Raw genomic sequence first — 22,476 nt, forward strand, 5'->3', positions numbered from 1 at the left:
GGTTCGCCGGAGGAACTCTTGTTCAACGGAGGTTGAGGGCTTTGTGTTCGTTTCGAAATCTATTGGTGGTGCCCCTGTCGGCCTGGGCAGCGACGGGGTGTGCGGTTGCACCGGCATTTGCCGCGGATCTGGCACAGAAGGAACCGGACTGGCCCACAGAGGAACCTGACGAGAAGGGTGGTTTTCACGGGCTGATCATTGTCGGTGGCGGCGCCATGCCGGATTACGAAGGCGCGACCGAATATGCCGCAATGCCGTTTTTCTATGCCAATCTTGAGGCCTTTGGCCTGGGACTTGAAATCGAGGGGCCGGAAGCAGCCTTGAACCTGAGGCCCGATGCGGCCTTTCAGTTCGGGCCGGCGATCCGCTACGACATGGGCCGGGACGGCGCCAGCAACAAGGTGGTCGACCGGCTCGACAAGATTGACGGGGCGTTTGAGGTCGGCGGGTTCGCGGCCTATCAGTTCAATGCTTTTCTCATGCAATCCGCCGTTTTCGAGATCTCGGCGGAACTGATGGCGGATGTCTCAGGTGTCCATGAAGGCGTTTCCGGATCCGTCTCCGCCTCCTACATGGTGGCGGCCACCGAACGGCTGCGGCTTGGCGCGGATGTGTCGCTTGGGCTCGCCAGCGATGGTTACATGGATACCTATTTCGGCGTGACGAATGCGGGCGCGAACCGCTCCGGTCTGGCGGCATATACTGCCGCCGGCGGCATCAAGGATGTCAGTCTCGGCGTCACAGCCAGTTACAATGTCACGGAGCGCTGGGGCATCGTCGGCCGGGCGTCCTATTCCAGGCTTCTGGGCGATGCTGCCGACAGTCCGATCGTCAAGAAGGAAGGGTCTCCGGACCAGTTCATGGGGGGACTCGGGATTTCCTATTCCTTCTGACCATCAAAAAAGCCGACGGTTTGTGCCGTCGGCTTTTTGACTTGATCAGGACTTGGACTTCGCCGCCTTGCGTTCGGAGCGGGAGGGCTTGTTTTTCTTGGCCGCCTTTTTCTTTGGCGGAGCGGACTTGGCCGCAGAACGGCTGCGCGGTTTGCGGCGGTCGCCGTCCTCCGCATCGCCGTGCCGGCTCTTGCGTGCCGGCTGGTCGCCGCCGTCGAGATCCCGCGCCAGAGCCTTCATATCGAGCGGCTCGTAAGCCGGGTGATGCGGCGGGGCGTCATCGTCGGAGTGACGCCGCTTCTTGCCGCGCGGTCCGTCGAACTTGTCCTTGTGGCCGCGCTTGGGGCGGTCCTTCTTCAGACTGTCTTCACGGCCGAGATTTTCATAATCGGGCGCGTCCGCACCGCGCGGGCGGCGCCTGGGCGGGCCGGACCGGTCGCGACGGAAACCGCTTTCCTTCGGCGGGGCCGGTATCTTGCCGCCGCGTGCGTCCAAAAGCGTGATGGTGACATTGTCTTCACCGGTGCCGTCGCGCTTGATCACCTCGTTGAAACGCTGGCCGTGGTTGCCGGCGATCTCGAAGTAGAGTTCGTTCTGGAAGATCTTGATCGCGCCGACTTCCTTCTTGGTGACATGACCGGCACGGCAGATCATCGGCAGGATCCAGCGCGGTTCTGCGCGCTGGCGGTGGCCAAGCGACAGCGAGAACCAGATGCCGTCCTCGAACTTGCCGGTGATCTCGGCGCTGCGGCCGCCCTTGGAACCGGCATCGCGGCCCCGAAGCGAGCTTTCGTCAAGATCGGAGACGTCTTCCGGTGCCGGCAGGCGGGACTGGCGCAGCTTCACGAAAGCTGCCGCAAGCTGTTCCGGGCTGTGCAAGGCCAGAAGTTCCAGGGCGATGGCGCGGTCTTCATCTTCCAGCTCCACGGTGAGAGCCGGGTCCGCCAGCAGCCGTTCCTTGTCCTTGGCACGGATGTCGTCGGCAGTCGGCGCGCCTTTCCAGGTCGCGGTGATGCCAGCGAAATGCAGGACCCGCTCTGCCTGGCGGCGGCGCGGGAACGGCACCATCAGCACGCATGTGCCTTTTCGGCCGGCGCGTCCGGTCCGGCCGGACCGATGCAAAAGGGCCGCTTTACCGGTCGGCAGGTCGGCGTGAATGACCAGGTCCAGATTGGGCAGGTCGATGCCGCGGGCGGCAACGTCGGTCGCAACACAGACCCTGGCACGGCCATCCTTCATGGCCGCAAGGGCGCTGGAGCGCTGCTCCTGGCTGAGCTCACCGGAGAGCGAGACAATGGAAAAACCACGGTTTGCGAGGCGCGAGGTCAGGCGGCTGACGGCTTCACGGGTTGCGCAGAAGACAATTGCCTTCTCCGCCTCAAAAAGGCGCAGCACATTGATGATCGCATTCTCGCGTTCGTTGGGTGCAACCGGGTGGGCGATATAGTCGATGTCGCCATGTTGTTCGCGGGCGTTGATGGTCGACAGACGCACGGCATCTTTCTGGAAACGCTTGGCGAGTTCGGCAATCGGGCGGGGAACGGTGGCGGAAAACATCAGCGTGCGCCGGTCATAGGGCGCGGCATCCAGAATGAACTCCAGGTCTTCGCGGAAGCCCATGTCGAGCATTTCGTCGGCTTCGTCGAGAACGACTGCCTTGAGCTCCGACAGGTCAAGCGCGCCGCGTTCGATGTGGTCACGCAGGCGGCCCGGCGTGCCGACGACAATATGGGCACCGCGTTCCAGCGCGCGCCGTTCGGTGCGCGGATCCATGCCGCCAACGCAGGACGTGGTGACGGCGCGTGCATCGGCGTAAAGCCAGGTCAGCTCTTCCTTGACCTGCAACGCCAGTTCGCGTGTCGGGGCAATGGCCAAAGCGACCGGAGCGCCTGCCTGGCCGAGCTGGTCATCTTCGCCCAACAGTGTCGGCGCGAGGGCCAGACCGAAGGCGACGGTCTTGCCGGAACCGGTCTGGGCAGACACCAGGAGGTCCGCTTCGGGCGGTGCGTCGGTAAGCACGCTTTCCTGGACGGGGGTGAGGCTTTCATAGCCGCGTTTCGCCAGCGCGGCCTGAAGGGCCGGGGCGACGGAAGTCAAATCAGACATAAAGATCTTTCAACTGCTCCGGATCATCTGCATGCCAATCAGCAGTCTACCGGATCGGGCAAATACCACACGTGCCCTTGGATGGCCGCGGCTTATATAGCCATTTGGCCGCGCCGTCCATCCTGTTAGTTTCACACCTGCCCACGCGATATTGCATAGATTGACCAAGGATTTTGCAGCCGCGCACAAATCGCCTCGGCAATTATACCAAGGGTATAGGTCTGCCTATTTTTTCATCTCTAGGTTATTGAAAAAATTAACCTGCCTCAGCGTTAATCTGGCGAGATGTCCAGGTTTGGGGGCTATTGATGCTGAAGTCCATTCGCGCACAAATTGCGCTGCTCGCGATCGTGCCGCTGGTCGCATACGCGATCGCGAGTTTCATCGCGCTGAACGAGGCCTATTCGGAAAGCAAGGTTGCTTCGGATATTTATCCGACAAGTGTTGTGGCGGAAAAGGCCGAAGCGGTTTTGCACGAGCTTCAGAAGGAGCGGGGGCGCACGGCCGTGATGCTGGCGACCGATTACGCTTCGGGACCGAAATCTGCGCTCGACAAGCAACGGCAGGCGACCGACAAGGCCGTCGCGGACATGACCGCCTTTGTGTCGTCTTTCGAGGTCGCGAATGAAAAGCTCCTGAAGGAAGTCCGGGAGGCCAGCAAGAGCCTCGACCAAATTGATCGGCACAGGTCTGGCATAGATTCCAGATCCATCGACGGCAAGGGCAACATCGCCTTTTACTCCGGCAAGGTGCACAGCCTGATCAATATTGTTCAGGAAGCACAGCACGCCAGCGCGGATCATGTTTATGCGGAGCAGATGACCCCATTCCTGCTGCTGACCGAGGCGATTGAAGCAGGGGGGCTCGAGCGTGCAATCGGCGGGCAATTGTTCACCATCGTGGCTAAGACCGGCGAAGTCCCCCACGAACGTTATCTGGCCTATTTTGACCGTTTGTCGGTCGAGGGGGCGTTTCTCCACGACTTCAAGCGGGTCGCCACCCCGGAAGAACTTGCCACCTACAAAGATCTGGTATCAGGACCGGCCGTCGATCAGGTGACGGAGTGGCGCAAGGTGCTGCGCACGCTGCCGGAAACGAAAGACGGTCAGGGTATTGACGGCTCGGTGTGGTTCGGCAAGGCCACGGAACGTCTCAATCTCATTCGCGACGCGTCGCATGTGATGCTCAAGGCTGCTGAAGAGAGAGCCCTTGAAATTGCGGCAGCCGCAGATTCGCACCTGAATTATGTATTTGCCGAAACGATCATTGTCGTTCTTGTGACGCTTGCGATCTGCGTCTGGACGCTGCGCAACGTCAACGGCCTGCTCGGCTCGCTGACGACGAACCTGGTCCGGATTGCGGAAGGCGACACCGACTTCAAGATGCCGATGGCGGAACGTTCGGATGCGATTGGCGATCTGGCGCGCGCAGGCGAGATTTTCCAGGAAAACGCGCGCGTGCGAACGTCGCTGGAAGCGGAAGCGGCGAAGGAGCGTGACAAGGAGCGCATGCGCCAGAATCATGTCGAGGACCTGATCAAGAAATTTGAAGAACTGATGGATAGCGTCACGGGTGACGTGAACCAGAAGACCGGCGACATGACCGATATCGCGTCGAGAGTGCGTGCCATTTCGCAGGATGCTTCAGGCGCCGCAACCCAGGCCAAGAATGCATCGGCTTCGTCTTCCAACAATGTTCAGACGGTTGCCGCTGCGGCGGAGGAAATGTCCGCCGCCATCCAGGAAATCATGAGCCAGTCGGAACGGGCCTCGAGCGCAACCGACGAGGCAACGGATGTGGCCAAGCGCACCGACGCCAACGTCTCCAGCCTGGCAGAGGCAGTCGAAAAAATCGGAACAGTGGTCGAGATGATCCGTGCCATCGCGGAACAGACCAACCTGCTGGCGCTCAACGCCACAATCGAGGCGGCACGTGCCGGGGAAGCCGGCAAGGGCTTCGCGGTGGTTGCCGCAGAGGTGAAAGAGCTGTCGACCCAGACAGCAAAGGCGACTGAGGAAATCTCTAGCCAGATCTCGTCCGTTCAGGGGCTGACCGATGAGGCGGTGGAATCCATCAGGCGGATCACCGGCTCCATCGAGATGATCAGCGAGGTCACCGGGGCCATCACGGCTGCGGTGGGCGAGCAGAGTGTTGCCACCCAGGAGATATCGCAGAGCATCACCATGGCGGCCAGCGAGACCAGCAATGCCGTCAACAGTGCGGAAACCGTGGACCAGGCGATCCAGGCGACCGCCAGCGAAGCGGAATCGGTTGACCGCATTGCCGGTGAGGTCAAGCAGGTCGCCGATCAGATGGCGCATGGAATTGAGGGCTTTCTGGAAGAAATGACCCGCGATGTCGAGGAACGCCGCCGGGCCAGCCGCAAACAGGAAGCCGGGCAGCGGGTCACCCTGATGGCCGAGAACGGCCAGCAGATCCGCACACGCCTGATGAACAGTTCCGAAGGCGGCATTGGTGTCATGGCCTTCACCGGAGCCGAGGTCGGCATGCGGGTGACCTATGAAGACAACTCGGGTCAGAATGTGCCGATGGAAATCAAGTGGATGCGCGACGACATCGTCGGTCTGCAGTTCCTGCATGCCATGGGTGAGAAATCCGCCGCAGCCTGACTGGCTGTCCGCTTGAAACAGTGATGCAAAATTGTATCTAACCGGGAAAGACTTGCGTGCGCGCAGCTTTCCCGGTTGGATCTTTTTGATGCAATGCTTTTCCCAATTACTGGACAGGCTTTCCCTGGAGCCGCGCCGCCTTGCCAAGGAGGCCCTGCTTGTCCGCTATTTCAAGGAGACGCCCGATCCGGATCGCGGATACGCCCTGGCGGCCCTGACTGGCGGACTGTCCTTCAAACATGCCAAACCCGCTCTTCTCAGAGGCCTGATCAGCGAACGGGCGGACCCGCAGCTGTTCGCGCTTTCCTATGACTTTGTCGGCGACCTTTCCGAGACCATCGCGCTCATGTGGCCAAGGCCGGAAAACACACAAGCAGACCTATTGCCGGATGCGCCGGGCCTTGCACAAGTTGTCGAGAAGCTGTCTGGGGCAGGAAAGACGGACGTACCCGGTCTGCTCGCCGGCTGGTTGGATGCGCTTGACGAGACAGGGCGATGGGCCTTGCTCAAACTCGTGACGGGTGGATTGCGTGTCGGTGTCTCAGCGCGTCTGGCGAAGTCTGCGGTTGCGCGCTTGGGCGGACTGGAGGTCGATCGGGTCGAGGAAGTCTGGCACGGGCTTAAAGCCCCGTACGAAACCCTGTTCGCCTGGGCCGAGGGAAGGGCCGGCCCGCCCGAGACCGATGATCCGGCGCCGTTCCGTCCGGCGATGCTGGCCCACCCGCTTGATGTCGACAAGGACACCCCTCAGCTCACGGCGACGGACTTTGCAGTCGAATGGAAATGGGACGGCATTCGTGTTCAGGCCGCTGCGGGAAAAACCTCCGATGGACAGGAGGTCAGGCGCCTCTACAGCCGGACGGGTGAGGATATCTCCAGGGCCTTTCCGGACATAGTCGACCTGCTCGACTTCAGGGCATCGGTTGATGGGGAGCTGCTGGTGGTGTCGGAGGGTAAGGTCAGGCCGTTTTCCGATCTGCAGAAGCGGCTCAACCGCAAGACAGCCGGGCCGAAACTGTTGCGCGAATACCCCGCTGCGATCCGAGCCTATGACCTTCTGGCCCTGGATGGAACGGACCTTCGCGACCGCCCCTTTGCCGACCGCCGCAAGCTGCTTGAAGATTTCGTGCAAGGACTTTCCAATCCCCGAATCGACCTCTCGCCAATGGTGGAGGCGGCCAGCTGGGAGGACATTGCGGCGGCGCGTGCGGCTCCGCAGGATCATCTCGCTGCAGCCGATGCGAAGGCTGTTGAAGGCCTGATGCTGAAACGCTGGGATGCGCCTTATGTGCCCGGCCGGCCGAAGGGGCAATGGTTCAAGTGGAAACGCGAGCCGCATCTGGTCGACACTGTCCTGATGTATGCCCAAAGAGGTCACGGCAAACGGTCGTCTTTCTATTCCGATTACACATTCGGTGTCTGGCGAGACGGGGACAACGGCCTCGAACTTGTCCCTGTCGGCAAGGCCTATTTCGGCTTCACCGACGAGGAACTCAGGGAAATCGACCGGTTCGTGCGCAACAACACGACCAATCGCTTTGGGCCTGTGCGGGAGGTGGCATACGGTCCCGAGACGGGCCTGGTTCTGGAAGTGGCGTTTGAGGGTCTCAATCGGTCCGGGCGTCACAAATCGGGTGTTGCAATGCGGTTTCCCAGGATCGCACGCCTGCGTTGGGATAAACCGGCTGCCGAGGCGGATCGGCTGGAAACACTGGAAGCCCTGCTGCCGCGTGAAACAGGGTGACGCTCTGGTGACACTTGGCGAAAAAGCCGGGATTGGTCGTGCTTTGGCCATGGAATCATGGCAGGTCTTGAATACCTGAACATAGCCGGTGCCTGCCGGCACCGGAAAGGCGACATGATGATACGTGATACCTTGAAGACGGTGATTGCCGGTGGACTGACCGCGCTGATGCTCAGTGCAGGGGCCGCTGCGCAGGACAACATGTCCCAAGCTGATGCGAATGCAGCAAGCGAGGGCAGGCCGGACCGGTTCTCCCTGGTCGCCGTTGATGACGAGATCCTGCGCGTGGATCGCCAGAATGGCACGGTGTCGATCTGCCAGGAGCGCAATGATGCCTGGCGCTGCAACCCCGTGCCGCTTGCCGAAGAAGCCTACCTTGCGGAAATCAGCGAACTTGCTGCTGAAGTGGACCGCCTGACTGCCCGGCTTGAGCAGCTGGAAAGCGGGGATGGCGGCCCGGACCGGAAATTACCGCCGGGATCCGCTCTGGACCGGTCCGAACGGGACAAGGATGGCTCCTCGTCGCTCTTGAGCGAAGAGGATGAGGAACTTGAGAAGGTCCTCACCTTTACCGAAAGCGCAATGCGGCGCTTCTTCGGCATGGTCCGCGACCTGCAGAAGGACCTTGACGGCGAGGGGAACTGACCCTAGTCGATCAGCATCTTGTTGATGGCCTGATGCGCCTCCGGAGGCAGCTCCACGGCCAGCCTTCTTTCAAGATCCATGGTCAGGGCAATGACGTCGAGCGTTGCCACCAGCCGGCTTGTTCGGCTTTCAAACAGGTGATGACGCATGGCGAATGTTTTTGCGCTGACACCGGTAAAGCCGGACAGGACAATCATCGTGTCGCCCGATTTCAACGGGGTTGCCCAGGTGAGTTTCATTTCCACGGCAACCCGGCCAAGCCCGTTTTCGGTCAGATAGGCGTGTGTCATTGGCGTCCGCTGCCAGACATGGGCGACGCCGTCGGTGCAGCAGGCCAGTGCAAACCGGTCGTCCGCCCGGCCATCCACACCTACATCCCGTGGCAGGACGGTCCCGCGATAGGCGATCTGTGCGCCCTTGGCTTCCAGATTGGCAATTGTTGCACGTGCGTTCGCAGGCCCGGCCGGTATGCCGCGTGGTGCTGCCTCGTCGATCATCGACGTCTGAAACGCCTTGAATCGCTGCCGAAGTGTTTTTGCTGAATTGGCGCTCGGTTCATACCCGTCGAGTGCGGTTGCCGCCAGTTCTCCGGAGGCGCCATCCCGCAGTTCGTGGATCACCGTCAGCATGTGCGGGCCGTCAAAGGCAATGCTTGAGTGAACGGTGATCAGATCACCCGTCCGAAGTTCCGCGTGAAAGCGCACATGCCGGACGCGGCGGGCTCCGACCAGCGTTTCACTGAGCCCGGAAAGCAGTCGGAATTGTCGATCTGCTTCTTCAAACCGACTAAAGTAAAACTGGACGTTCAGATGATCGTTTTCGTCGCATTCCCAGCGATTTACAAACGATAATAGGGTGGTTTGGACGGACATTGTATGGTTTCGCGCACTCAGAGATATTGTTTATAAGCCTGCTTGAGGCAGGTCAGTTGTTGCTGTCTTTGCAATGAATAGCAACTGCAAATTCAGACTATGGAAAACGAGTGTATCCGAGGCGTTGCGCGTAACTGAAGTTTATTCTTCAACTGATTTCACTATCTCACTAATCATGAGTTGTCTTTAAAGGTGTGCTGCAATTCTTTGGCTTGATTTTTGAGTGGACGCTACGCACAATTTCGATAACTGGCTTCGTAGAACTGACAGGTTCAAGATGGGAACTTGCAACCTTGTTGGTATATCGTCGCTGAATCAGCCCAAAATTTGTTGCCACCATGTTGAAGGTCCACGCGGCAGGTTCGCAATTCGCAGATCGTTCACGCCTAGTCCAAAAGCATTGTTTGACTTGCGCGTTCTCGGTGTTGCAAACATACTTCCCAATGGCCGCAACAAAAGGGCTCTGCCTGAGAAATCCGGTCTGACTGCGCGCTGGGAGGAACGAGCGCACGGTCTCTGTGAGGCGGGAGAGCGAACTCAAGGCCCTCGAGGGAGGAACAGCAACGTGTCGGCGACGTCGTATCGGTTCATAATCGCAGATGATCATCCCCTGTTTCGCGGTGCGCTGCGCCAGACGATCGAGACGCAGTACCCGAATGCTGCGATCGAGGAAGCTGGCGCGCTGGAAGACGTGACCGCCAGCCTGGAAAAGGACGGCGACGTTGACCTTATTCTCCTGGACCTGTCGATGCCGGGAATGCGCGGTTTTTCCGGGCTGATGTATCTAAGGGCGCAATATGCCGGGGTGCCGGTTGTGGTGGTCTCCGCGAACGAGGATCCGCAGGCGATCCGGCGGGCCGTGGAGTTCGGCGCTTCCGGTTTCATTCCGAAGTCCCACGGTATTGACGTGATCAGGGAAGCGATTTCCGAAATCATGACAGGCAATATGTGGACACCGCCGGATGTCGACCTGACGGCGGACGATGGCAGTGGTGATCTCGTCCAACGTCTGGCAACTCTCACCCCGCAACAGGTCCGGGTGTTGATGATGCTGTCCGAAGGTTTGCTCAACAAGCAGATCGCCTATGAACTGTCGGTCTCCGAAGCGACCGTCAAGGCACATGTCTCCGCCATTCTCCAGAAGCTGGGTGTGGAAAGCCGCACCCAGGCCGTGATCGCCGCCTCAAAAATCGAAGCAGGTCAATGGCAATTGGGGGGCGAGGCCGCGGAAGCTGCGAACGCTCCCTAGGCTTTGTCCCTTGTCGGGTGAACATGTGCCTGTTTTTGGCACCAGCTCCTGAAGAGCACTCGGGCGGCAGGCATAGGCCTGCCGTTTGTTGTTTGGAAAGACGGACCTGAACCGTCTTTCCCGCGTCGTCCGGACAGCCAGACCAGCTGAATTTCGAGGCTCCTGAATTCTACCAGTTCTTTTACCGGAATTTCAGGGAATGGCGGTAACAATCGTCTTCGTGGGGCTGTGCGCCGCACAGTGCGTGACCCTATTGCGGAGACAAGATGCGGCTCAGCTCCAATTGGACACTGATCCTTGTAACGATTTGCATGGCGTTTTTCAGGCCAGGCAAATCGTTTTCTGCTGTGGACCGCACCAAGGCGCCGGAACAGGCTGGAAAGCAGGAAAGTAATCCGACCAAGGCCTTTTTGCTTGCCTTTGGTCATCCGGTTGTCGACGAGCAGGTGGCGCGAAAGGTCCGAGCGGCACAGGTTGCCAGCATAGCGCGTCTGACGCCCTTCATCATCTTCGCCAATGTCATCAACACGATTGTCATTGCTCTGTCGTTTCAGACCTTTGTGCCGGTCGAGTATCTTGCGGTCTGGCTGATCGGCATTTGCGGTTTTTTGGCGTTCACGACACATAAGTGGTTGAAATCCCGCAAAGAGCCGGTCGAGTTCGTGTCCCGAAACGCGCTCAACAAAGCCGTTTTGCATGCCACGGTTTTCAGCAGCTTCTGGGCGGTGGTGCCGATTGCCGCCTTTGTTTCGGGAGACGCCAACGGGATCTGGATGGCCTCCTGCGTGACAATCGGCATGCTGTGCGGTGGCGGGTTCACTCTGGCGACGGTTCCGCAGGCTGCGTTCCGCTGGGTGGGGATCCTCTATCTGGCATCGTTGGTGTCACTTGCGATCGGCCAGAGCAGCGATATCTGGATGCTGTTCTTGTTGCTGACAAGCTACACGATGGTTGTCATTTGCAGCGTGGCTTCCGCAGGCTGGCTGTTTGCCTCGCATTTTCTGGCGGAAGCGGAGCTGGAGCAGCGCGGCGAGCTGATCGCCCTTTTGCTCAACGAGTTTGAAGAAAAGGCCAGCGACTGGATCTGGGAAGCCGACAGTGCGGGTCTTCTCCGCAACATTTCGGACCGGTTCCTGCATGCAAGTGGGCGCACGCGGTCGGAGCTTGAATCCAAGCGCATGGTGGATCTGGCCTATTCCCTCGACGAAGCCGAGGCACGCACGGCGCTGGTCAGGCTGGAAAATGCGTTTGACGAGCAAGAGGCGTTTCGGGACATCGTCATAGGCATTGACGTACAGGGCGAGGAGCGCTGGTGGTCACTCGCTGCACGACCGGTCATTGATGAACATGGCTCCTATGCGGGCTATCGCGGAGTGGCGTCCGACGTGACTGAAACGCGTAGGGCGAACGCTCTGGTCTCTCACCTTGCCGAACACGATTCTCTGACTGGTATTGGAAACCGGAGCTGGTTCCTCAAGCAGGCCGAGATGCGGCTGGAGAGCCAGACCAGTTTCAGTGACGACACGCTGACCTTGTTCCTGATTGACCTGGACAATTTCAAGGTCGTCAACGACACCAGTGGCCACCCTGCAGGTGACGAGTTGCTGCGGCAGGTTGCCAGCCGGTTCAAGGTGATCGGCGGAGAGGCGACTGTTCTGGCCCGGTTTGGAGGGGACGAGTTTGCCGCGCTTGGCCGGTTCGAGAGCGACGAAGCAGCGCTGGCCTTTGCCAATGATCTGGTCAGTGTGGCCCGCAAGCCGTTCCGGATCGGCCGGCGCGATTTTGCGATCGGCGCAACCGTTGGCTACACCCGGTTCCGCGACAGCCGCGACACGCTGGACGACCTGATGCGCAAGGCCGACATCGCACTCTACAAGGCCAAGGAAGGCGGCAGAGGGCGTGCGCTTGCCTTTGAATATGAAATGGAGCGCGAGGTTCTCGAGCGCAGGGAGCTGGAGTCGGATCTGCGTGAGGCATTCGAATACGAAAAACTCAACGTCGATTTCCAGCCGATCGTGAATGCCAGGTCCGGTGAGGTGGTCTCCAGTGAAGTTCTGGTGCGCTGGCTGCACCCGGTCCGTGGCGAGATTCCACCCGATACGTTTATTCCGATCGCCGAACATGCCGGTCTCATTCTGCCGCTGGGCAACTGGGTCCTGAAGAAGGCGTGCGCCGCGGCAGCTCTTTGTCCCGATCTGGAAAGCGTTGCGGTCAACCTGTCGTCGGTTCAATTCATGGATCCCAACCTGGTTGATCACGTCTATGCGGTTCTTGAGGAGACCGGTTTCCCACCGGAACGCCTCGTTCTGGAAATCACGGAATCGGTTTTCCTGCGCGACTTCGGTTCTGCCGCGACCAAGCTGGAGAAATTGCGGGATCTTGGCATCAAGATCGCATTGGACGATTTTGGAACCGGGTATTCCTCCCTGTCCTATTTGCGGCAGTACAAGTTCGACAAGATCAAGATCGACAAGTCCTTTGTCGACGAGATCGGAGAGCGCAGTGACGGCCTTGCGATCATTTCGGCCATTATCGCCCTGGCGCATAATCTTGGGCTGGAGGTGACGGCGGAAGGCGTCGAACGCCAATTCCAGGTCGATGCCCTGCGAACGCTCGGCTGCGACACGATGCAGGGCTACTATTTCGGGAAACCGGATTCCAATCCGATGAAGATCGCGCAGATCCGCAAGGAAGATTGGGAGGACCGGTCACCCAGCACGGCGCCCAGGAACCCCTCCGACATGCGCTCTGTTTCCTGACGCTCAACCTCGCTTCGTGCGCCGAAACGGATTGCGGTTATTCGGCAGCCTGTCCCGCCTGGCAGCGCGCCAGATGAGCACGCAGGGCGGCCGGTTTGAGCGGCTTGTTGAAAAACGCGATGTCCTTGTCGCTGGCTTCGGTGCGCACGGCCCGGCTGCGATCCGCGGTAATCAGAATGGCCGGAATCTGCTGACCGAACTTCCAACGCAGCTTCACAATCGCCTCGATTCCAGTTCCGTTGTCGAGATGATAGTCCGCCAGAATGACGTCGGGTGTCAGGCCGGCCTTGTTCAATTCCAATGCCGCTTGCGTTTCGTCGGGAGCGGTGACGACCCGGCAGTGCCAGTTGGTCAACAGGTGGCGCATGCCGCTCAGGATGTCCGGTTCATTGTCTATGGCCACAACACAAAGACCTTCAAGCTGACCGGAAGGGGGGGCGATCTGGTGCACGGGCGCACTGTCGGGAACTGCCGTGGACCGGGGCAACTCGACTGAGAAACAAGAACCCTTGTTGGCCTCGGAACGCAGCTCGACCGGGTGATTCAGCACGTGGCTGATCCGCTCGACTATCGACAGGCCCAGGCCCAGGCCCTTGGCCATGCGCATGCCGTCATCGAGCCTGTGAAACTCCTGGAAGATGGCTTTCTGTTTGCTTTTCGGGATGCCCATGCCTGTGTCGTAAATCTCGACCAGCACACGGTTGCCGCGCCGGCGGCAGCCGACCAGCACACGCCCTTCCTGCGTGTATTTCAAGGCATTGGACACGAGGTTCTGCAGAAGACGCCTCAACAGCCTGCGATCCGTGCGCACGGAAACGGATGTGGGAACGATCCTGAGATCGAGGCCCTTGTCTTCGGCAACGGGTTGAAAATCCAGAGCGAGGCCGCTTAACAACTCGTCAAGTCGGAAAACTGTCGGCTCGGGTTTCAATGCTCCGGTGTCCAGCCGTGAAATATCCAGCACGGCACCGAGAATGTCCTCGACCGATTCCAGGGACATCTCGACATTGCGCACCAGCTCCCCGTCTTCGGCCTCCCGGAGCTTGTCGACCAGAACGGATGCATATAGACGGGCCGCGTTGAGCGGCTGAAGAATGTCGTGACCGGCGGCCGCCAGAAACCGTGTTTTACCGATATTGGCTTCTTCTGCTGCCCGTGTCGCTTCCACAAGACGCTCGTTGACGTGGGTAAGTTCTTCCGTGCGTTCGCGTACTCTGCGTTCCAGCGTTTCGTTGGCTCTGGCAAGCGCCTCTTCCGCCAGGACGCGTTCGGTGATGTCGGTGTAGGTGGTCACGATGCCCCCGTCGGGCATGGGGCTGATGCGCACCTCGAACACGGTGCCGCTCGATTCCAGTTTTTCCTGGAAGGTTTCCTGAAGCAGCACCAGCTTCTCGATCCGGTCGGCAATCAGGGCCTCTACTGGGCCCGCGCCAAATTCCCCTCGCTCTGCATTGTAGCGAAGAATGGTGTCCAGGGTGGTTCCGACCTGGCCGTATTCTGCGGGCAGTCCAAGCTGGTCTCGGAACTGGCGGTTCCAGCAGATCAGCCTCAGATCCCGGTCAAACACGCCGATGCCCTGGCGCACCTGGTCGAGTGCGGTCTGCAAGAGATCGCGATTGTACTGAATCGCCATGGAGGCGTCGTCGAGCAGTTTCACCGCGCCTTTTGTTGACGGGTCATGCCTTTTCAGCATCAGGGTCAGAACCAGCCGGGACGACGCCGCGCCGATGGCGCTGGCAAGGAGCTGTTCGGAAAACCGGAGCAGGTTGGCGTCCGCCAGAGCATTCGGATCCAGCTCCTTGCCCCGTTCGCTGGCGAAACGAAGGAAGGAACGCTCCGTCCGCTCTTCACCAAGGTAGCGCGCGACTGTCGCCTGCAGATTGCCTGCGGTCACGGACGTGCGCCAGTACCGGAGATTGGGGGACGGCGTGAGTTCGGCCGGAACAAACACGTTGGCCTGCAACGTTTCCGCCGGCAGCGGCTTGCGCAGGAAGGAAGCGCCGACAAACAGGCAGATATTGACGCCCAGGCTCCAGAGCGTGCCGTGAATGAAGGGATCCATGTCGAGGCCGAGCAGGCCTTGCGGGTTCAGAGATTCGATGCCGAAAGGACCGGTTGCGAGAAAGCCGTCGGACATGAGTCCCGATTTGGCGAAAGTCGGCAGCAGCAACGTATAGGCCCAGACGAAAAAACCGCCGCAAAGCCCGGCAATCGCCCCAAGTGAAGTCGCCCGCCGCCAGAACAGGGCCCCAATGAAAGCCGGCGCAAATTGCGCGATGGCCGCAAAGGACAGCAACCCGATCGAGACGAGCGCAGCCGTATTCCCCGCCGCTTTGTAATAGGCATAGGCGAGAAGAAGAATGGCAAAAATAGACAGCCTGCGGATTGTGAGCAGGCGGCTGCTCATGTCCTTTCCGGAGGTGTTGACGATTTCCTCCTCGCTGTGCCGCCGAAGCAGCAAGGGCACGACGATGTCATTGGAAATCATGATCGACAGCGCCACGGTGGCAACAATCACCATGGCGGTTGCTGCGGACAGTCCGCCGATAAAGGCAAACAGGGCAAGCCAGTGCTGGCCCGCATCGAGCGGCAGGGCCAAAACGTATGTGTCCGGATTGATATCCTGACCGAAGCGCAACATGCCGGCGGCCGCGATCGGGATCACGAACAGGTTGATCAGCACCAGATAGAGCGGGAACATCCAGGTCGCCCGCCTCAGCTCCGCATCGGAATTGTTTTCGGTGACCGTGACGTGAAATTGACGCGGCAGCAGCAGCACGGCAAAGGCGGACAGACAGGACATGACCAGCCAGTTGCCGAGATTCATCGGCTGGTCGAAGACTTCGGCAACCTCCGGCGCTTCCGAGATCGAGCGGATCAGGTGCAGCGGCCCATCGAAGAGGAAGTAGGTAACCCAGATGCCGACGGCCAGAAAGGCGATCAGTTTGACCACGGCTTCCGCGGCAATCGCCAGCATCAGGCCTTCCTGGTGCTCGGTCGCATCGATATAGCGTGTCCCGAAGGCCCAGCTGAAGATCGCCATGCCGAGAGCGATCATCAATGTGATGTCGTCAAAGATCGGGGCAAACATGAAGCCGGGTGAAATCAGCGACCCGGCAAGCGTCGTGATCGACAGCGACAGGGCCTTCAGCTGCAGCGCGATATAGGGAATGACACCAATCACCGCGATGATCGTTGCCAGCGCCGCAACCGATTGGCTCTTGCCGTAACGGGCCCCGATGAAATCTGCAATCGAGGTGATGCTTTCCGTCTTTGATATCTGGATGATCCGCTGCAGCAGCGGATAGCCGAGTGCGAAAACAAGCAACGGACCAATATAGATTGTCAGAAACTCAATGCCGGTTCGGCTGGCATTGCCGACAGAGCCGAAAAATGTCCAGGACGTACAATAGACCGACAGCGACAGGGCGTAGATGAACGGGCGGCCGCGCGAGCGCGGTGATTTGCGCCGGGTCATGCGATCGCCATAGCTGGCAATCGCGAACAAGCACAGAATGTAGGCCGTCGCGGCCAATATCACGAGCCATCCATGCATCATGGTCTGGTTTGCCGTCCTCCCGAGCGGTTGCCCGTTTCCTCTGCCTCAGCTGCGGCGTCTGGAACCGAGTCGCGAATTCTTCGTTCGCTGTCCGCACCGATCGGACCACAGCCAGGATGTCCTGTCCATTGGTCATGTGAAGGAGACCGAGGCGAAACCCGACCAGGTTCAACTGGTTGTCCCTTCAAGACCGATCACGAGCGGTGAAGTCTGTTTCACATTCTTTCATGAAACATCGCGGGTCAAACGGGCTAAGCTGCGCCGAAACAGGACACAGGGGATATGAGTGTGACCAGCCTGATTGACCGGTTGAGCATGGGCGCGCGCAAGGCGCCGGAAAGCGGAATTGTCGAGATATTTAACGCTGGATGGGGGCGCGAAGACCTGATCCCCCTCTGGGCAGGCGAGGGAGACCTGCCGACGCCGGATTTCATTTCAGGAGCTGCGAAAGCGTCGCTCGACCGTGGCGAGACGTTTTATACCTGGCAGCGCGGGATTCCGCCGCTGCGTGAAGCACTCGCCGACTATCATCAGCGCCTTTATGACCGGCCCTTCTCGCCGGAACGCTTCTTCGTCACCGGCTCCGGAATGCAGGCCATCCAGCTTGCCGTGCAAGCGGTCTGCGATGCCGGCAGTGACGTCATCGTGCCGACGCCGGCCTGGCCGAACATCACTGCAGCAGTCGAAGTCCATGGAGCACGGGCTGTCAGTGTACCGATGCATGAAGATGAGGCCGGCTGGCACTTGAGGATCGAAGATGTCGAGGCGGCGATCACACCCCAGACAACGGCGCTTTTTCTGAATTCTCCGTGCAATCCGACAGGCTGGGCGGCAAGTGAAGACCTGCTCAAGGAATTTCTTGAGCTGGCGCGTCGCCATGGCCTCTGGATTATCGCCGACGAGATTTACGCATTGTTCTATTACGGCGATGCAGAACGGGCGCCGTCTTTCTATGACGTTGCCGATGACGATGATCAGATCATCTTTGTCAATTCCATGTCCAAGAACTGGGCCATGACCGGTTGGCGGGTTGGCTGGATTTCGGCCCCGCCCGCACTCGGGCAGGTTTTTGAAAATCTCATCCAGTATTCGACCTCCGGCGTGCCGTCCTTTTCGCAATGGGGCGCCGTCGCGGCTTTGACGGAAGGACAGGATTTTCTGAAGGACCAGGTCGCCAGAGCGCGCGTCGGCCGGGACTGCGTCGTCAACGGGCTCAAGGGCCTGAACCGGGTACGTGTGGTGCCGCCGCAAGGCGCATTTTACCTGTTCTTTTCGGTGGATGGCGTGACGGATACCCGTCGCTTCGCCTTGGACCTCGTCCGCCAGACAGGTGTCGGTCTGGCCCCGGGAACGGCCTTTGGAGAAGGTGGCGAACATTGTCTGCGATTGTGTTATGCGCGCAGCGAGGACCAGCTAAAGGAAGCGGTGCGTCGAATTAGCGCTTGGATACCAGAGATTTAGACTTTCTATGGGTTGCTGGCATACGTGAAACCCCTTAAACCTTGAATGGACGTGATTTCCATTTGGGTACCGGGATGGCCCACGACGACGTAATCGACCAGGATGAAGAACATGCCGCAGTAACGGAAGCGCGTCTTGCGAGCGTTTTCGATACGGCGGCGGACGGCATTGTCGTGATCAACGACCGTGGGCAGGTGCTTGCCTTCAACAAGGCCTGTGAGCGTCTGTTCGGATATGAAGCCTCGGATCTTCTGGGCCGCAATGTCAGCAGGATCATGCCTGCAGAATATGCCAGGGCGCATGATCGCTACGTTGACAACTATCTGAAGACCGGGACGAAAAAGATCATCGGCATCGGTCGCGAGGTTCAGGCCCAGCACAAGGACGGGACCGTTTTCCCGATCGAATTGTCTGTGGGAGAGGCCGGCACGCCCTGCGGACGCCAGTTCATCGGCATCTTGCGGGACTTGCGTCCGCGCAAGCAGATCGAAGACAGGCTGGCCAAGACCCAGGCGCAACTGCTGCATATGACGCGGATCAGCGCGCTGGACGAGATGGGAGCGGCCATCGCGCATGAGCTGAACCAGCCGCTGACGGCCGTTCTGCTCTATCTCCAGTCCGTCTCCCGCAAGGCCAGGGCTGAAGCATCACTGGATCCCTTGATCCTGGAAGTGATCGACAAGGCCGTCCGGGAAGCCGAACGTGCGGGTGACATTATCCAGCGCATGCGCCAGCTGGTGGAAAAAAAGGCGCCGGAACGGCAAAGCGTGGAGGTTGCCCAGCTGGTCGCAACCTGCCTGGAAATGGCGGAGCTCGGAGCTGGCGACAGCGCCCCCGTCATGCAGGCGGATGTTGCTCCGGACTTGCCCCCGCTGAAGGCGGACCCGGTTCAGATCCGGCAGATTTTGATCAATCTTCTGCGAAATGCGCGCGAAGCGGTGGCTGACCAAGCAGATCGCAAGGTTGTGCTGTCTGTCTGCCGCGCCGCGGACCGGCTGGAATTTAGAGTGACAGACAATGGTCCCGGGGTCCCGTCGGAAGTCGTCGACGGCTTGTTCCGGGCATTCACCGGGGCAAAACACAAGGGTGTAGGCCTCGGATTGGCCATTTCGCGCTCGATCGCGCAAAATCACGGGGGCGACTTGCGGCATGAACCGGTGTCTCAGGGAACTGGAGCCTCCTTTCTGCTGACCTTGCCCATTGATCCGCCGGATAACGGGCCGGACGGAGAGCCGCTGTCGGCCAGTCTGATTGAAGAGAGAACAGGGAATTGAACCAAATGAAAGCTGACGCGGAGGCCATTTACATCGTTGACGACGATCCTGCGGTGCGTGATGCCCTGTCGGTTCTGTTCAACATGGAAGGCTACGTTGTCGAGACCTTTTCCGATGGCGACGAATTTGTCAGTTCCGCGCAAAAGTCCACACCGGCCTGCGTGATGCTGGACGTGCATATGCCGGGGCGTTCCGGGATCGAGATCCTCAAGGCGCTCAACGCGGAAAGCTACCCGGCCCCGGTTTTCATCATTTCCGGTCAGGGCGACATTCCCATGGCGGTGGAGGCCATCAGGAATGGTGCTTTCGACTTCATCGAAAAGCCTTTTTCAGCCGAAGCCGTTCTGGAACGCGTGAAGGAAAGCATCGCCATCAACCGCGCCCGGCAAAACGAAGACGCTGCGCCTTCCTTCCAGGGGGCTGAGTCCTTGACCCGGCGCGAGCTTGAAGTGCTCAAGGAAATCACGGACGGTGCGTCGAACAAGGAGGCCGGCCGCTCGCTGGGTATCAGCCCGCGAACCGTTGAAGTCCACCGGGCACGTATTATGGAAAAACTCGGTGCGCGAAACGCGGCAGACCTGGTTCGTATTGTATTGGGTCACCCAACAACCGGTGCATGAGCTCCGCTTGGAATGTTTCATCCAGTAAAACCGCTGTGAGCGCGCAGTCGAAACGTATTTCTGCGTACAGTCTTGGCCGTTCAATTGGCGTATCATGAGAGGTAGCGCGATATGGAGTAGCGCTGTCAGGATGAGTGCGCGTGATTATTCACATTGTGGAAGACGATGAAGCGGTTGCTGATGCGCTGGCTATTGCGCTGGAAGCGCAGGACCATCGTCCGAAAACCTATCAGGATGGTGAAACCTTCCTCGCCGAGGCAATGCCGTCGGCCGAGGACTGGGTCATTGTTGACCTGGGCCTGCCCGGCAAAAGCGGGGCCGATGTCGTACGTGAATTGCTGAACCGGCCGGAAATACCGGGCATAGTTGCCATATCCGGCAAGTCACGTATCAATTTGCTACAGCAAATCAGAGATCTACCGAACCTGACGGTGCTCAGGAAACCGCTTTCCATCGACATGCTCACGAAAGCAATTGCTTGAGACACGTGAGTCGCCCGCCTCTTTGTCACGCGACTATTTAGCTCATATGTAATTGTTCTTACGCAGTCGACCGAATTTCTTCATCCCTTGGAGCTCGTTAGAGTTCCTCCTGCAAATCACGAAACGTCGGACGGGACGTTACGTGGTGGTTCGCTTTCCGGTGTCTGGACGAATTGGCAATGGAAGGCGCCGCGGCTTCGCCGCAACAAATGCCGTGCGATTGGGCACGAAGGAGGGACAATGGCTTATTTCGACGTAGGCACCGCCGGCCAGGGCGCGGGTGCAAGACCGCAGGTTACGCCACTCCAAAAACACCGCAAACAGACCTTTTCAGATTTCGGGGCAAAGAAGGTTTCGCATGAAACCCACTCTGTCATTTATTATGAAGGGGACACCGCCAGGCGCCTGTATGAACTGGCCAGCGGTTCGGTGATGCTTTTCAAGCTATTGCCGGACGGCCGCCGTCAGGTGGTTGAAGTCCTCCGGCCCGGTGACATTTTCGGACTGGCCGGTGGCGACGAATATGACTGCACGGCCGAGACGCTGACCGAAGCCGAGATGCATGAAATCGATCTGCGTCAGGTCGAGCAATCCACTGAGCTTCAGCGTACGCTCACCAAATGCCTCACCAATCAGATGCGCGTTCTGCATGAACATGCCGTGCTTCTCGGCCGGAAATCCGCCGTTGAACGTGTTGCGAGCTTCCTGATGCACCTTGTGCCGGACCGTGGCGGGCTGGGCTGTGTTGGTCCAGACGTCGAGGACCGGGATGGTCATGACCTGCAGCTGCACATGACCCGGCAGGAAATCGCCGACTATCTGGGTCTGACCATCGAAACCGTCAGCCGCGTTGTTTCCGATTTGAAACGGCGCAATGTGATCCGCGTCGACAAGGCCGACAAGATCCACATCAACAAGGTCTGCGGCCTTTGTCAGATGACCGGCATGCATTAAGACGTCCACGCAGATTTGGAACTGAAAAGGCCGCGAACATCGCGGCCTTTTTCGTTTTCGGCCTAAAAAAGCCGAAAAAAGTCTTGAGCCGGACCTACGGTCATAGCTTATCGGACCGGGCAGGAGGTACTCATGGAGACACAAGTCCCGAAGGACATGCTGCTTACCGCCGCCGATTGCGCCGCCCGGATCGGGATATCGGTCAGGGCGCTACGCGTTTATGAGGCCAACGGCCTTTTATCACCGGTGCGTACCGAGAAAAACTGGCGACTATACGGGGCGAAAGACATTGCCCGGCTGAACGAGATTATGTTCTTGAAGCAGCTTGGTCTTAGCCTCTCCACCATTGCCGATCTCCTGTCCGGTCAGACAACGGACCTCGAGCGGCTCCTGGAGATGCAGCATGTTTCGCTTCAGACCCGTCAGGAACAGACGGATCGCAGCTTGCGCTTGGTGGCGCGGCTGCGTGGGAAGGTTGGCGGCGGTGAAGGACTGACCATGGAGGATCTCCTTGATCTGGCGAAGGAGACCAAGATGACGGAAGTAGCCGATGAACATGCCTGGAAACGCTATGAACAGGCGCGCCCGCGCACCGAAGTGGAAGCGGATCCGCAAAACCTGACGGACTGCGCCGGAGAATATGTGTTTGAGGACGGGGTCGTCATGCGGATCCGCACCGCAGATGGAAGGCTGCTGGCGGAAGTTCTGGGACAGCCGGAATTTGAGCTTCATGCCGAAGCGCCGGACCGGTACTTCCTGAAAGTCACACCGGCCCAGGTCAGTTTTTCAAGGGGATCGGACGGGACCGTCGCGGGGCTCGTGCTTCATCAAGGCGGCTACGACATGCCCGCGGACCGCTGCGCCGAGGGGCTGTTTGATCAGACCCGTTCGGATCTGGCCGAGCGGGTTCGTTTGAAAACACCGATGCCGGAGAGTGAGGCAGCTCTGCGCAAACTGATCGCGGATCACCGCGCGGGTGCGCCGGATTTCGACAGTATGAGCCCGCTGCTGCGCGCCCTGGTTCGGGAACAGTTGCCCATGGTCAAGGCCGAGCTTGAGCGCCTCGGTGACGTGACTGAGATTTCATTCCGTGGTGTTGGGGCTGAAGGATTTGACGTCTATGTCGTCGACCTGGAACACGGGCGTCTGGAATGGGGTTTTTCCAAGGGAACAGACGGCGTCTTGAACGGTCTTTACATGAGGCCGACGCCTTGACGGCAGTGCCGGT

The 22,476-nt window shown here is 59.4% G+C and carries 15 protein-coding genes; 12 read left to right on the forward strand and 3 right to left on the reverse strand.

Going from position 1 to position 22,476, the window contains the following annotated elements; all coding sequences use genetic code 11:
- Positions 1-65 precede the first annotated feature (65 nt).
- The gene (locus ACO6TG_RS22800; RefSeq protein ID WP_422375287.1) at positions 66-893 is read left to right on the forward strand and encodes a MipA/OmpV family protein; all 828 of its coding nucleotides are present in this window, start codon (positions 66-68) and stop codon (positions 891-893) included.
- Positions 894-938: 45 nt separating this feature from the next.
- Here ACO6TG_RS22800 and ACO6TG_RS22805 read toward each other — a convergent pair whose 3' ends face one another.
- Positions 939-2,999, reverse strand: a complete 2,061-nt coding sequence (locus ACO6TG_RS22805; RefSeq protein WP_422375288.1) for a DEAD/DEAH box helicase — start codon at positions 2,997-2,999, stop codon at positions 939-941.
- Positions 3,000-3,307: 308 nt separating this feature from the next.
- Here ACO6TG_RS22805 and ACO6TG_RS22810 point away from each other — a divergent pair, with 308 nt between their 5' ends.
- The 3 genes from ACO6TG_RS22810 to ACO6TG_RS22820 all read left to right on the forward strand — a co-directional run bounded on the left by ACO6TG_RS22810 (position 3,308) and on the right by ACO6TG_RS22820 (position 8,018).
- Positions 3,308-5,629, forward strand: coding sequence for a methyl-accepting chemotaxis protein (locus ACO6TG_RS22810; RefSeq protein ID WP_422375289.1), 2,322 nt, complete (start codon positions 3,308-3,310; stop codon positions 5,627-5,629).
- 88 nt (positions 5,630-5,717) lie between these two features.
- A complete protein-coding gene (locus tag ACO6TG_RS22815) occupies positions 5,718-7,373 on the forward strand; it encodes a cisplatin damage response ATP-dependent DNA ligase (RefSeq protein ID WP_422375290.1) in 1,656 nt (551 codons plus the stop codon).
- A 114-nt stretch (positions 7,374-7,487) separates the two neighbouring features.
- Positions 7,488-8,018: a hypothetical protein gene (locus ACO6TG_RS22820; RefSeq protein ID WP_422375291.1), complete on the forward strand. Its 531-nt coding sequence runs from the start codon at positions 7,488-7,490 to the stop codon at positions 8,016-8,018.
- 2 nt (positions 8,019-8,020) lie between these two features.
- Here the strand turns inward: ACO6TG_RS22820 and ACO6TG_RS22825 are convergent, their stop codons facing one another.
- On the reverse strand, positions 8,021-8,890 hold the full coding sequence (locus ACO6TG_RS22825; protein ID WP_422375292.1) for a thioesterase family protein: 870 nt from the start codon (positions 8,888-8,890) through the stop codon (positions 8,021-8,023).
- A gap of 565 nt (positions 8,891-9,455) precedes the next feature.
- Here ACO6TG_RS22825 and ACO6TG_RS22830 point away from each other — a divergent pair.
- Both ACO6TG_RS22830 and ACO6TG_RS22835 read left to right on the forward strand, forming a co-directional pair.
- Positions 9,456-10,139: a response regulator gene (locus ACO6TG_RS22830; RefSeq protein ID WP_422375293.1), complete on the forward strand. Its 684-nt coding sequence runs from the start codon at positions 9,456-9,458 to the stop codon at positions 10,137-10,139.
- A 266-nt stretch (positions 10,140-10,405) separates the two neighbouring features.
- A complete protein-coding gene (locus ACO6TG_RS22835; RefSeq protein ID WP_422375294.1) occupies positions 10,406-12,898 on the forward strand; it encodes a putative bifunctional diguanylate cyclase/phosphodiesterase in 2,493 nt (830 codons plus the stop codon).
- A gap of 37 nt (positions 12,899-12,935) precedes the next feature.
- On the opposite strand, the gene ACO6TG_RS22840 is transcribed toward ACO6TG_RS22835, so the two are convergent.
- On the reverse strand, positions 12,936-16,457 hold the full coding sequence (locus ACO6TG_RS22840) for a PAS domain-containing hybrid sensor histidine kinase/response regulator (RefSeq protein WP_422375295.1): 3,522 nt from the start codon (positions 16,455-16,457) through the stop codon (positions 12,936-12,938).
- A gap of 282 nt (positions 16,458-16,739) precedes the next feature.
- Between ACO6TG_RS22840 and ACO6TG_RS22845 the strand changes: the two genes are divergently transcribed.
- The 6 genes from ACO6TG_RS22845 (at position 16,740) to ACO6TG_RS22870 (ending at position 22,463) form a co-directional block, all read left to right on the forward strand.
- On the forward strand, positions 16,740-17,918 hold the full coding sequence (locus ACO6TG_RS22845) for a pyridoxal phosphate-dependent aminotransferase (RefSeq protein WP_422375296.1): 1,179 nt from the start codon (positions 16,740-16,742) through the stop codon (positions 17,916-17,918).
- A gap of 74 nt (positions 17,919-17,992) precedes the next feature.
- Positions 17,993-19,192 carry a two-component system sensor histidine kinase NtrB gene (locus ACO6TG_RS22850; RefSeq protein ID WP_422375297.1) on the forward strand — a complete coding sequence of 400 codons (1,200 nt, stop codon included), beginning with the start codon at positions 17,993-17,995 and terminating at the stop codon, positions 19,190-19,192.
- 5 nt (positions 19,193-19,197) lie between these two features.
- Positions 19,198-19,812 carry a response regulator transcription factor gene (locus ACO6TG_RS22855; protein ID WP_422375298.1) on the forward strand — a complete coding sequence of 205 codons (615 nt, stop codon included), beginning with the start codon at positions 19,198-19,200 and terminating at the stop codon, positions 19,810-19,812.
- Positions 19,813-19,946: 134 nt separating this feature from the next.
- Positions 19,947-20,294, forward strand: coding sequence for a response regulator (locus ACO6TG_RS22860; protein ID WP_422375299.1), 348 nt, complete (start codon positions 19,947-19,949; stop codon positions 20,292-20,294).
- 240 nt (positions 20,295-20,534) lie between these two features.
- Positions 20,535-21,248: a Crp/Fnr family transcriptional regulator gene (locus ACO6TG_RS22865; RefSeq protein WP_422375300.1), complete on the forward strand. Its 714-nt coding sequence runs from the start codon at positions 20,535-20,537 to the stop codon at positions 21,246-21,248.
- 132 nt (positions 21,249-21,380) lie between these two features.
- Positions 21,381-22,463, forward strand: a complete 1,083-nt coding sequence (locus tag ACO6TG_RS22870) for a MerR family transcriptional regulator (RefSeq protein ID WP_422375301.1) — start codon at positions 21,381-21,383, stop codon at positions 22,461-22,463.
- Positions 22,464-22,476 lie beyond the last annotated feature (13 nt).

Origin of the sequence: Roseibium sp. (assembly GCF_965233565.1) — a bacterium.
Classification (GTDB): domain Bacteria; phylum Pseudomonadota; class Alphaproteobacteria; order Rhizobiales; family Stappiaceae; genus Roseibium.